At 62.0% G+C, this 12,214-nt stretch carries 11 protein-coding genes; 6 read left to right on the top strand and 5 right to left on the bottom strand.

The features are described 5' to 3' along the window. Positions 1-132 precede the first annotated feature (132 nt). The 5 genes from mutS to D1646_RS02775 form a co-directional block, all read right to left on the bottom strand. The gene (gene mutS / locus D1646_RS02795) at positions 133-2,754 is read right to left on the bottom strand and encodes a DNA mismatch repair protein MutS (RefSeq protein ID WP_160634979.1); all 2,622 of its coding nucleotides are present in this window, start codon (positions 2,752-2,754) and stop codon (positions 133-135) included. Between the two features lie 124 nt (positions 2,755-2,878). Next, positions 2,879-3,088: a helix-turn-helix transcriptional regulator gene (locus tag D1646_RS02790; protein ID WP_160634978.1), complete on the bottom strand. Its 210-nt coding sequence runs from the start codon at positions 3,086-3,088 to the stop codon at positions 2,879-2,881. Positions 3,089-3,410: 322 nt separating this feature from the next. Further along, positions 3,411-4,823, bottom strand: a complete 1,413-nt coding sequence (gene miaB, locus D1646_RS02785; protein ID WP_160634977.1) for a tRNA (N6-isopentenyl adenosine(37)-C2)-methylthiotransferase MiaB — start codon at positions 4,821-4,823, stop codon at positions 3,411-3,413. A 172-nt stretch (positions 4,824-4,995) separates the two neighbouring features. Further along, positions 4,996-5,397: a type II toxin-antitoxin system HicB family antitoxin gene (locus D1646_RS02780; RefSeq protein ID WP_160634976.1), complete on the bottom strand. Its 402-nt coding sequence runs from the start codon at positions 5,395-5,397 to the stop codon at positions 4,996-4,998. A gap of 43 nt (positions 5,398-5,440) precedes the next feature. Next, positions 5,441-5,623 carry a type II toxin-antitoxin system HicA family toxin gene (locus tag D1646_RS02775; protein ID WP_160634975.1) on the bottom strand — a complete coding sequence of 61 codons (183 nt, stop codon included), beginning with the start codon at positions 5,621-5,623 and terminating at the stop codon, positions 5,441-5,443. A gap of 207 nt (positions 5,624-5,830) precedes the next feature. On the opposite strand from D1646_RS02775, the gene D1646_RS02770 reads away from it, so the two are divergent. The 6 genes from D1646_RS02770 (at position 5,831) to D1646_RS02745 (ending at position 12,136) form a co-directional block, all read left to right on the top strand. Beyond that, positions 5,831-6,658, top strand: coding sequence for a TraX family protein (locus D1646_RS02770; protein ID WP_243153997.1), 828 nt, complete (start codon positions 5,831-5,833; stop codon positions 6,656-6,658). A gap of 109 nt (positions 6,659-6,767) precedes the next feature. After that, positions 6,768-7,913, top strand: coding sequence for a stage II sporulation protein P (spoIIP, locus tag D1646_RS02765; RefSeq protein WP_160634974.1), 1,146 nt, complete (start codon positions 6,768-6,770; stop codon positions 7,911-7,913). Between the two features lie 236 nt (positions 7,914-8,149). Next, positions 8,150-8,398, top strand: coding sequence for a twin-arginine translocase TatA/TatE family subunit (locus D1646_RS23635; protein ID WP_279279909.1), 249 nt, complete (start codon positions 8,150-8,152; stop codon positions 8,396-8,398). Between the two features lie 38 nt (positions 8,399-8,436). Further along, positions 8,437-8,622 (top strand): twin-arginine translocase TatA/TatE family subunit, encoded by a 186-nt coding sequence (tatA, locus tag D1646_RS02755; RefSeq protein ID WP_160634973.1) that lies wholly within the window; start codon positions 8,437-8,439, stop codon positions 8,620-8,622. Next, positions 8,619-9,437, top strand: coding sequence for a twin-arginine translocase subunit TatC (gene tatC / locus D1646_RS02750; protein ID WP_160634972.1), 819 nt, complete (start codon positions 8,619-8,621; stop codon positions 9,435-9,437). The genes tatA and tatC overlap by 4 nt, the downstream gene beginning before the upstream one ends. Positions 9,438-9,502: 65 nt before the next feature. Continuing rightward, positions 9,503-12,136, top strand: a complete 2,634-nt coding sequence (locus tag D1646_RS02745) for a cadherin-like beta sandwich domain-containing protein (protein WP_160634971.1) — start codon at positions 9,503-9,505, stop codon at positions 12,134-12,136. Positions 12,137-12,214: the final 78 nt, after the last annotated feature.

The raw sequence follows: 12,214 nt of genomic DNA, 5'->3' as shown, positions 1-12,214 counted from the left end.
TTTCGCCTGGGAGTCCGGCTGATGCTGGAGGCGCTGGGCCTCTGAGCACGGCGCTTTTGGCCCTGCGCAGCAGGGCCACCCCCTTTCAAAAGGGGGCTTTTGGGCGGGAAGACTGAAACAATACCGTTTGTTTCAACTCTCATTCAAATCCTGTTTCAGCTCGGCCAGGAGGTTGAGGGCCTCGATGGGGGAGAGGATATTCACGTCGGTCATGCGCAGTTTTTTCAGCACGGTCTGGCCGCCGATGTCCCCCAGGGAGACCTGCTCCTGGTCGAGGGCCTCCCGGACGGGAGCGGCGGGCCGCCAGCCCTGGCTCTCCAGCTCCTCCAGAATCTGCCGGGCCCGTTTGACAACCCGGTCGGGGACCCCGGCCAGCTTGGCCACCTCCACGCCGTAGCTCTGGTCGGCCCCGCCCCGCACAATTTTCCGCAGAAAAATCACATCGTTCCCCCGTTTTTTGGCGGCGATGTTGTAGTTTTTGACCCCGGGGGCGGTCCCCTCCAGGGCGGTGAGCTCGTGGTAGTGGGTTGCGAAGAGGGTCTTGGCCCCCAGGCGCTTGGGGTCGGCGCAGAACTCCAGCACCGCCCGGGCGATGGCCATACCGTCGTAGGTGGAGGTGCCCCGGCCAATCTCGTCCAGGATGAGCAGAGACTTTCTGGTGGCGTGGGTGAGCAGGGAGGCCACCTCGTTCATCTCCACCATAAAGGTGGACTGCCCGGAGGCCAGGTCATCGCTGGCGCCGATGCGGGTAAACACCCGGTCCACCACTCCGATGCGGGCGGAGCGGGCGGGGACGAAGGAGCCCATCTGGGCCATAAGGGTTATGAGGGCCACCTGGCGCATGTAGGTGGACTTGCCCGCCATATTGGGGCCGGTGATAATGGCGGCCAGGTTGTCCCCGCCGCCCATGTGGGTGTCGTTGGGGACGAAGGGGGTCCCCTTGAGCACCTTTTCCACCACCGGGTGGCGGCCCTCCACAATGGTGAGGGCGTCGGAGCTGTCCACCTGGGGCATACAGTAGTTGTTGGCGGCGGCCACGGCGGCCAGAGAGCACAGCACGTCCACCTGGGCCAGGGCGGCGGCGGTTTTCTGGATCTGCTCCACCTGCTGGCACACCGCCTCCTTCAGCTGGCAGAAGAGCTGGTACTCCAGGGCGGTCACCTGGTCCTGGGCGGACAAAATGGCGTGCTCCAGCTCCTTCAGCTCGGGGGAGATGTACCGCTCGGCGTTGACGGTGGTCTGCTTCCGGGTCCAGTGGTCGGGGACCAGGCCAGTCTGGGACTTGGCCACCTCGATATAGTAGCCGAACACCTTGTTAGAGGTGATTTTCATATTTTTGATACCGGTCTGCTCCTTGGTCTTCACCTCCATGTCCACAATGTGGCCGTTGGCGTTGGTGAGCAGGTCCCGCAGCTCGTCCACCTTGGAATCGAAGCCGGGGCGGATAAAGTCCCCCTCCCGTACGGAGAAGGGCAGCGGCCTTTCCCCGTCGTCCCGCAGGCCCCGGTCCAGCAGGGCGCGCAGCTGGGGCAGGTCGTCCAGCTCCTCCCGCAGCGTCTGGAGGATGGCCGAGGGGCAGTGGGCCAGGAGGTCCCGGATGCGGGGGAGCTTCCCCAGCCCGGCGGACAGGGCGGCCAGGTCCCGGCACCCGGCGGAGCCGTACACGACCCGGCCCGCCAGCCGCTCCAAATCGGTGACCTCCCGCAGAGCCAGGGCCAGCTCCTCCCGGACTATGGCGTCCTCCACCAGGTCGGCGACCCCCTGCTGCCGCCGGGCGATCCGCGCCGGGGACAGGAGGGGCCGCTCCAGCCAGCCCCGCAGCAGCCGCCCGCCCATGGCGGTTTTTGTTTTGTCCAGGACCCACAGCAGCGACCCCCGCTTCTCCTTGCCCCGCATGGTGGCGGTGAGTTCCAGGGTCTGCCGGGCGGTGAGGTCCAGCTCCATGTACTGCCCGGCGGTGTAGTAGGTGAGGGCGGAGATGTGGCTCAGGTCGGTTTTCTGGGTCTCGTACAGGTAGGCCAGCAGCCCCCCGGCGGCCTGGATGGCGGCCTCGTCCTGGGCGGGCACGTCGGTGAGGCCGGTTTTAAACTGCTTCTCCGCCAGGGGCCGGGCCGTGCCGATGCGGAAGCGGGCCTCGCCGCCGTTCTCGCACAGGCAGTCCAGCCGGTCCCGGAGGAAGGGGACCAGCCCGTCAGTATTGTACGCCCCCGAGGACAGCACCGCCTCGGCGGGGTTGAAGCGGCCTAACTCGTTTTGCAGGTGGCTCAGTCCCTCCTCGCCCGCGGGGAAGGAGGCGGCGTACACCTCCCCGGTGGAGATGTCGCACAGACACAGCCCGAAGCCGCTGGAGTCGCCGTAGACGGCGCAGATGTAGTTGTTCTTGCCCTCCTCCAGCATGGCGGAGGAGATCACCGTCCCCGGCGTGACGACCCGGATAATGTCCCGGTCCACCAGCCCCTTGGCCTGGGCGGGGTCCTCGGTCTGCTCGCAGATGGCAATTTTATAGCCCTTGGCAATGAGCCGGGCAATGTAGCTGTCGGCGGAGTGGTAGGGTACCCCGCACATGGGCGTGCGCTGGTCCGGCGGCTTGTTCCGGTCCCGGGTCGTCAGCGTCAAATCCAGCTCCTTGGATACCAGCTTGGCGTCCTCGTTGAACATCTCGTAAAAATCCCCCAGCCGGAAGAACAGAATGCTGTCCGGATTCTGGGCCTTGATGTCCAGATACTGCTGCATCATGGGGGTGAGCTCCGGCATGAAAATTTACCTTCTTTCTCTCTCTGCGCCCTGCCCTGGGCGCCATTACCATAAAGATAACGATTACCATAACTATAACGATTACCATAACCATAGGGAATCCCAGTTGTATTTTTGCGTACAACTAAGGGACGTCAGACCGCCCCGCCAGATAGTCCAGAGAGACGCCGTAGAAGTCGGCCATGCGGATGAGGGTTGATAATTTCGGTTCCGCCTCTTCATATTCGTAGCTCTGGTAGGCGCGGGGGGCAATTTTGACCTCTTTTGCCGTTTTGGACTGGGAAAGTCCCCGGGCCTTTCTTAATGCAATTAAACGCGCAGAAAATGCTGACATTTTTTCAAAGCCCCCTTACAACGCGTGAAAACGCGTATATGACAGAGAAAATAACGCGTGATTCCGCGTAATTGGCGAACTGCTTCTATTTGAGATTGTCAGTCGAAGCAGAGCCACACAAGCGGCGAAGCCGCTTGCCCCCTTTGGCAAAGGGGGTACCTGAGCGAAGCGAAGGCGGGGGATTGTCAACAGCAGACCATCTTCTATTTCAGATTTCAGGTCGAAGCAGTGCCAGCAGTCAATCCCCACCGCACCGCTCTGCCCCTTTTCAAAGGGGCCAGGCCCTGCTTCGCAGGGCCTCAAAAGCGGCGTCAGCCAACAACTACACGATCTCCCCAAACAGCGACCACTTGTTCGCCCCGGTGATTTTCACATCCCGGAACTGGCCCACACTGGCGGGGTCCCCTGCTGCGCGGACCAGCCGGTTGCCCGGGGTACGGGCGGTGAGGGGGAAGCGCTGGTCGCCGGAGGTCCCGTCCACCAGGCACCGCAGGGTCTGGCCCACGTAGGCGGCGTGCTTCTCCTCGGAAATCTGGTCCTGGAGGGCGGTAAGGCGGTTGAAATTGGCCAGCTTGTCCTCCCGGCTCATGGGGTCGTCCATACTGGCGGCGGGGGTCCCGGGTCGGGGGGAGAAGATGAAGGTGAACAAGGCGTCGAAGCGCACCTCCTCCAGCACCCTCAGGGTATCCTCGAACTCCCGGGTCGTCTCCCCGGGGAAGCCCACGATCACGTCGGAGGTGAGGACGATATGGGGAATCAGCGCCTTGAGCTGACGGATCTTCTCCAAATACTCCGCCCGGGTGTGGCGGCGGTTCATCACCTGAAGGACTCGGTCGTTCCCCGCCTGGAAGGGCAGGTGGAGCACCGGAGCCACCTTTTCGCACCGGGCCATGGTCTCGAAGAGCCGCGGGGTCGCGTCCTTGGGGTGGGAGGTCATAAACCGGATGAGGAAGTCCCCGGGGATGGCGTTGACCCGCTCCAGCAGGGCGGCGAAGTCGGTGGGCTGGGGCAGGTCTCTGCCGTAGGAGTTCACATTCTGTCCCAGCAGAGTGATATCCTTGTAGCCCTCCGCCGCCAGCTGTTCCACCTCGGCCAGAATGTCCTCCGGCCTGCGGGAGCGCTCCCGCCCCCGGACGTAGGGGACGATGCAGTAGGCGCAGAAGTTGTTGCAGCCGTACATGATGGACACCCAGGCCCTGACTCTGTCCTGGCGCACCACCGGGATGCCCTCGGCGATGGATCCGGCCTCATCCTCCACGGAGAAGGTCCGCCCCCGCGCTTCAAGCAGCTGGTGGACCATCTCGGGGAACCGCCACAGGGCGTGGGGGCCGAAGACCAGGTCCACGTGGCGGTAGGACTCCCGGATTTTTTTGGCCGCCTCGGGCCGCTGGACCATGCACCCGCACAGGCAGATGAGGGTATCCGGATGCCGGCGCTTCAGGTGGACCAGGGCGCCCACGTTGCCGAATACCCGCTGCTCGGCGTGCTCCCGAATGGCGCAGGTGTTGATGACGATGATCTGGGCCTGTTCTTCGTCGCCGGTGAAGGCAAAGCCCATTTGTTTCAGATAGCCCCGGATGCGCTCAGAGTCGGCCTCGTTCTGCTGGCAGCCGTAGGTGTCCACAAAGGCCAGGGGCGGCTCCGGTGACTGTCGGGCCAGCAGCCGGGCCACCGCCTGACAGTGGGCCAGCTGGTTTTTAATATCCGCGGGAGAGATAACAGTGGTGCGTTCCATAAAGACCTCCAGAGGCACGATTTTAACCCATACATTATACTATTTTTTTCGAAAAAACACAAGGAGGATTTGGGCAGGCATTCAGCAAATAAACGGGGAGGAGTGCCGCAAGGATTTGAGGGCCTCCACACAGCAAAAAGCGCCGCCCTTTTTGAGAGGCGGCGCAGGGGGATTACATGGAGGCTTGATAGAGGGCGGTCAATCCATCGGTAAGGACTTTGGAAAAATTGATTTGCCGCGCCTCCGCAAAGGTATTCAGCCAGGCGGGGATCGTACAGTTTTTACGCACAGCGGTATTGCCATATTTTTCGGCATAGGCGTCCATATCCAGCGTAACGAGACTGACAAGCCCGCCCGCATCCGCGTGAATATCCCCCATAGCGCTGGCCGCAGGCGCTGGCCGCCCCTCCTCCAATTCGTCCAGGACCCAGCCGCTGGCGGCATCCTGGGCCATCAAAATAGCGTCGGCAAGGGTGGGTCCCTCTGTGACGCAGCCGGGAAGATCGGGGACCTCCACGGTGTAACCGTCGCCATCGTCCCACGGGAAAAAGACAGCAGGATATACAAGTTTCACAGAAATACCTCCAATTAATCTATGCTGCCCCGGAGGGCGGCGCTTATTTCAGTCCCGCCTGTTTCCGAATCGTTTCAATCGTTTGGGGATGAATATCACCCTTGTGCTGTGGAATCGTAACTTTTCCGGGTTTTGTTGGGTGCTTGAAATGCTTGTGGGAGCCTTTTGTTTTGTGGAAATACCAACCGTCCGCTTTGACTTCCTTTTCAATTTCCTGCGCCGTCATATTGTTTCCTCCCTATGCCTCCATTATACGCATAATACGCACAAAAGTCAAGGCAAGGATGCCTCTGTGCGCACAATGGGGCGGGGGATTGTCCCTGGAAGCGCCATCTTCTACCTCAGATTTTAAGTCGAAGTAATGCCTGCAAATCAATCCCCACCGCTTCGCTCTGCCCTGGGGCCGTCGTGTTCCACGAAAGAGGCTTTACGAATGAAAGCCGCAAAACTCTTGCCAAATGTGGAAGGAGAGGGTACAATTGGGGCAGGAACAAAGGATGGTGAAGGGACGATGGAGGAACGGCGCGGATTTGAGCTCACCTCGGTACAGCTCCACGTGCTGGCCATGGGGCTGATGATGTGCGACCATATGTGGGCGACCCTGTTTCCCGCCCAGGAGTGGCTGACCTGCGTGGGGCGGCTGGCCTACCCCATATTCGCCTTTCTGCTGGCGGAGGGCTACGCCCACACCGGTGATCTGCGCCGCTACGCCCTGCGGCTGCTGGTGTGGGCGGTGCTGTCGGAGGTCCCCTTTGACCTGATGTACGGGGGCAGCGTCTTCTACCCCTTCCACCAGAACGTGCTGTGGACCTTTCTGCTGAGTCTGGGGCTGCTGGTCCTCACCGACCGCTGCCGGGCCCGCTTCCGCCCCTGGCTGGCCCTCCCGCTGACGGCCCTGCTGGCGCTGGCGGGCTACGTGCTGGGCTACGCGGCCATGGTGGACTACTACGGCGCCGGGGTCCTGATGGTGCTGGTGTTCCACCTCTTCCGGGGGCGGGACTGGAAAAACCGTCTGGCCCAGCTGGTGTGTCTGTATATCCTGAATGTGTCCCTGCTGGGGAGCTATTACTACGAGGTGACCCTGTTCGGCCTGACCCTGGAGCTGGTGCAGCAGGGGCTGGCCCTGGCGGCGCTGGTTCCCATCTGGCTGTACCGGGGGCGGCAGGGACACAGGAGCAGAGCCTTTCAATATTTCTGCTACGCCTTCTACCCCCTCCACATCCTGGCGCTGGTGGCCGTCCAGAGCTGGATACTGGGATAAAGCGAGACCGGTTGGCTTCGGGCCAGCCGGTTTTGTCATATCCCCGGATCCCTCCTCATAGACTGGGGACAACCGCGATAATTTCCTACACAGGATAAGGAGTGATACCATGGGGAACAAGGTGGGACGGGCCCTGCGCCGTGGGACTGCGCTGGGGCTGGCGTTGGCGGGGGTCTGGGGGCTGAGCCTGACCGTGGATTTTGGGGACGCCGGGGAGAGGCTGGAGACCTCCCTGGCGGTGAAGCTGCTGACCGCCCAGATGGGGGAGCTGCCCGGGACGGAGAAGGGCCTGACGGGCTGGGGCCGCCTGCTGCTGGAGACCTCCCCTCTGCTGGCCGCCGGAGAGGAGGAAGTGCTGGCCCTGCGGGGGGCGGAGGACAGCCAGGGGCCCGAAGCGCCGGAGGTCCCCGAGGACCCCGATGGAGAGGAGGACCTGGAGGAGCCCGACCTGCGCCCCGCTCCGGAGGGGGAGGGCATTGTGGAGATGACGGGCCAGGGCAAGGAGGGCAGCCAGTATCTGCGGGACGGCCAGGTGTACGTCTACAACCGCACCGGCCTGGAGCTGGACGCCTCTCTGCTCCAGGAGGGGACGGTGGATGTGTCTCTGGGGGAGGGGCCCCAGATTTTGATCCTCCACACCCACGGCAGCGAGGCCTACTCCATGACCGACGGGGACCTGTATGAGGAGAGCGACCCTTACCGCACCACCGACTGTACCCACAACGTGGTCCGGGTGGGGGAGGAGATGGCCACCGTCTTCCGGGCCTATGGCTTTCAGGTGATCCACGACACGACCCTGTGCGACTACCCCGCCTACAACGGGGCCTACGACCGCTCCAAGGCGGTGGCGGAGCAGTGGCTGGAGCAGTACCCCACCATTCAGGTGGTGCTGGACGTCCACCGGGACGCCCTGGTGGGCAGCCAGGGGGAGATCTATAAAATGGTATCCACCGAGGCGGGGGAGAAGGTGGCCCAGGTGATGATGGTGCTGGGCACCGACGCCGGCGGGGCGGCCCATCCCCGGTGGAAGGACAATCTGGCCTTTGCCCTGACGCTTCAGCGCAGCCTGGTAAAGGGCTATACCAGCCTGGCCCGGCCCACCGTCCTGCGCAAGAGCCGGTACAATCAGCAGCTCTCCCCCGGGTCCATCCTGGTGGAGGTGGGGGGCCACGGCAACACCCTCTCAGAGGCCATTGCGGGGGGACGGCTCTGGGCCGACTGTGCGGCCAGGACCCTGCTGGAGCTGAAGGAATAGAGACTGGGAGACTCCCGTTCCGGGCGCTTTTGCCGCCCTGATTGGGAGTCTGTCTTTTTCCTCTCCCGCGCCGCCGGGCGTCTGCGGAAACACCCCGGCGCGGCGCGGAATAGAGGGGACAGGATATAACAACCATGAAAATAGCCCATTATTTTATCGAAAAATTGAATTGCTCTGTTCCCCTTCTCTATGTTAAAGTTATAAAAACGGAATCAAAAAGGGAGGTGAATTTGTCAATGTTGAAGATAGGAACTGGTGAGCTCATTGTCATCCTGGCAGTGGCCCTGCTGATTTTTGGACCCTCCCGCCTCCCGGCGCTGGGGAAGATGGTGGGTAAGGCCGTTGGGACCCTGCGCCACTACGCCAACACCGAGAACTGGGCCGAGCTGGAGGAGGAGGAGGAAAAGGGGGCCGCCCCCGCCCATTCCGAGGAGCAGCCCGTCCAGGCGCAAGCTCAGACCACGGGGGACCAGGAGGCGGTTTGACCGGCTTCACAAATTTCAGAAAGGAGCGCAGTTCAATTATGTTGGGACGCATCGGAACCACAGAGCTTTTATTGATCTTAGGCATTGCGCTGTTGATTTTTGGCCCCTCCAAGCTGCCCAAGCTGGGGAAGGCCATTGGACAGACCATCGGCAATTTTAAAAAGAGCAGTGCCGCCGCCGAAAACGGCGAGGCCAAGCAGAGCAGCAAAAATCAGGAACAATGACGGACGATAGGGAAAGATCTGGCCAGGAGGGGACCGGCCAGCCCAAGGCAGAGGGGCGGAAGGGCAGGAAGCAGAGGGCGGCGGATGGCAGAATGTCTCTGACGGGACACTTTGCCGAGCTGCGCAGGCGTCTGATCGTCTGCCTGGCCTGCTTTCTGGTGTGCTTCTCCCTCTGCCTGAGCCAGGCGGAGGGATTTACAAACCGGCTGCTGGAGCTGGGCCAGCAGTTTACGTTTGTGTACATCGCCCCGGCGGAGCTGCTGCTGTCCTATGTGCGCATCGCTCTGGTGGGCGGGATAGTGGTCACCATTCCAGTGATCGGCTATCAGGTCTGGAAGTTTATCCGACCGGGCCTGCACCGCAGGGAGCGGCTGGTCATGCTCCTGGTGATGACCGCAGGACTGCTGCTGTTTTTCCTGGGCGCGGTCTTCGCCTTTGCCGTTGTGCTGCCCATCCTGCTCAGCTTCTTTGCCCGGCTGAACACAACGGACACGGTGACGGCCATGGTGTCGGTGCAGGAGTATATCAGCTATGTCCTGTCCACTATGGCCACCTTTGGAATCGTGTTTGAGACCCCCATTGTGCTGGTGCTTTTAACGGCTCTGGGCATTTTGCAGCCCAAGGTCCTGCAAAAGAATTTCAAATACGTGATACTGGTCATTTTAACGGTATCCGCCATTGTGACTCCGCCGGATATCACATCTCAGATCCTGATGGCAGTACCCCTGATGGTGCTGTTCTATCTGAGTATACTGCTGTGCAAGCTGCTGTTCCGCCGGAAGCTGGCCCGGGCGGAGCGGGAGGCACAGGAATAAGCAGTCAAACCGGTCTGGCGTGCCCTCCCGCCCGGCAGACCAGGAAATATTGAGGAGGAATACTTATGAGTCAACAGGAAACAGGCATGACTAGGCGCACATTCGTAAAAGGACTGGCCATGAGCGCTGCGGGCCTGGGCATTGCCGCCATTCTGCCCGGAGGCATCATTACTGCGGCGGCCGCCGGCGACGAGCCCCAGAAGGTGGATCTGTCCAACGCGGCGGACGGCATCTATATCGACGGACTGAAGGAGAATATGCGGGGCCGGACCTACACCCTGGAGTTTGTCCAGCCCATTAAGCTGGTGGCCGTGTCGGACGGCAAGATCCAGACCGAGGGCACCTGGCGCACCAGCAACAAGCATCTGGTGTCGGTAGACCCCGACGGCACCGTGGTCATGCGGGACGGCGTGGGCGGCTATCAGGTGACCATCTCCTGGACCCTGGGGGAGAAGAAGTTCACGGTCACCATGAAGACCGGTCAGACCGCCGGCGCCCACTCCATCGACGCCGACAGTCCTATGACCCGGGGCGCCTTTATGATCCGCCTGGCCAAGTATTTCGGCTGGCCCCACTACAACGCGGTGATGGATGACGGCACCGATATTGACGACGAGGGCAACATCCTGAAGACCGAGCGGGTGCGCAACTTCTACGATGTCACCGGCAACGCCGACTATGTGAAGCCCATCGAGTCCGCCCTGGATATGGGCGTGCTGTCCGCCTCCTCCTCCGAGGACTGCTTCTATCCCATGTCCGCCATGACCCGGGAGGACGCTGCGGTGATCCTGGTGAACGCCTTCCAGATGGCCCCCCTGAGCGCCGACTATCTGGGCGGCTTTGACGACGTGAAGAACATCTCCCAGGACTGCCGCGCCGCCCTGAACACCCTGGTAGGCCGCAACTTTATGCGGGGCCGCACCAACACCACTCTGAATCCCACCGACGGGATCACCGACACCGAGGCCCGCATCATCATTGACAACATCGACCGGCAGGTGGTGTCTCCCGTGTGGGCCATGCCGGTGAGCAACCGGAAATTTGTCCGTGTCCGCCCCGAGTGGTTCACCTCAACCCAGGACGCCGTGGTCCACTGGCGCTGCAAGGTGGACAAGTACTCCCATGAGGAGCTCAACGGCCTGTTCGTGCAGGACCGGGGCGTGGGCGTGTACATCGGCACCGGCTGGAGCGATTGGTTCGACTATATCCCCGGCTATTCCACCGACCCCTGCTTCGGCCTGAACAACAACAAGGATCTGCCCTATGACAACATCAACTTCCTGGTGGAGGTCCAGGCCTACGCCACCAAGCCCGGCATGGAAGACAGCCCTGTGACCAACTTCAAGTGGCTGATCGACCGTCCCGCCTGGCATGACTTCGCCCACGATATCCTCCATCAGGGCGATTCCAGGTACCCCACGGTCCACCGCTTCTTTGACAACTTCCAGGCTGCCGCCTACTACATCGAGGGTACCAAGATGGGTATTCTCTTCGACGGCCTGATGCCCACCAGCACCAACATCTCTCTCTATGACCGGGTCAAGGAGATTGCCACCAAGCCCTTTGTCTTTGTGCTGGGACATAACCACGGCGACCACTCCGGCGCGATGCCCTACGTCTATGACGGCGGCGGCGAGGTCTATTTCTGCGACCGCGTCGGCGTGAAGGGCGGAAAGTGGAGCATCCAGGTCTACAACCGGAAGTACACCAGCGGCAATCCTGTCATTGACTCCGAGAAGGAGGGCACCTACTCCGGCGAGCGCGTCCACGAGATCGACGAGGGCTATGTCTTCGACCTGGGCAACTGCAAGTTTGAGGTGGTCCGTCTGCCCGGCCACGAGGACGCCTCCATTCTGCTGTACAGCCGGGAGACCGGCCTGCTGTTCTCCTCTGACATCTACGGCGTCAACCGCTACTGGGTCGCCGACCAGTTTGCCGCCCGGGGGGTCAAGCAGGACCTGCTCCTCTCCCTCCAGCAGCAGCTGATGGATATCTACACCAAGAACGGCGGCGTGGTCCGGGAGCTGTACACCGGCCACAACCGCATCGGCGTAGGCGGCGACTACCTGACCGTCTGGGAGCAGTGCCTGCAAAAGCTGGTCAACTACGGCCCCGCCGCCGTCACCGACGACCGCCGGGGAGACGGCGCCATCCTGGCCATGGACGGCGACCCCTACGAGACCCTGAACTGGACCGGCTTTGCCGAGGGCGGCAAGCTGATCCGCGCCCAGTACACCGGCGACTACGACGGCCAGACCTTCTACCGCATGGAGGTGGACGCCCGGGGCGAGGAGAACCCCACCGTGGAGAGCAACCTCTACTTCGACTACAAGACCAACGCCCATTTGAGCAACCTCACCTTTAAGGACGCGACCCTGGTGGGCCACGACTTCAAGTACAAGATGGGCTTTGACGAGGTGGACGAGAAGCTGCCCGACGGCCGGCTGAAATATGTGGTGCCCAACAAGTTTGTGCCCTTCGAGTACAACTACGAGGTAAAGGTGGGCGCCCTCCAGGGCACAGTCACCTTCACCCCCACCGCCATGTCGGAGCGGGTCACCGGCATGACCGTCAACGGCACAAAGGTGTCCAGCCGCTGCCCGGTCACCGTCAGCACCGGCGCCCCTGTCACCATTGAGGTCACCGGACCCGACGGAACCACCAAGCAGACCTACACCCTCACCTTCGTGAGAGGATAAGCGCCATTCCATATCGGCCTCCAGCTGGGCAGCCGCCTTGCCGGAGCGCACCAGACAATAAGAACAGCCAGAGCCCGA

It is taken from the genome of Pseudoflavonifractor sp. 60 (assembly GCF_009911645.1).
GTDB lineage: Bacteria > Bacillota > Clostridia > Oscillospirales > Oscillospiraceae > Lawsonibacter.
This window is presented reverse-complemented; position numbering and strand designations above follow the sequence as displayed.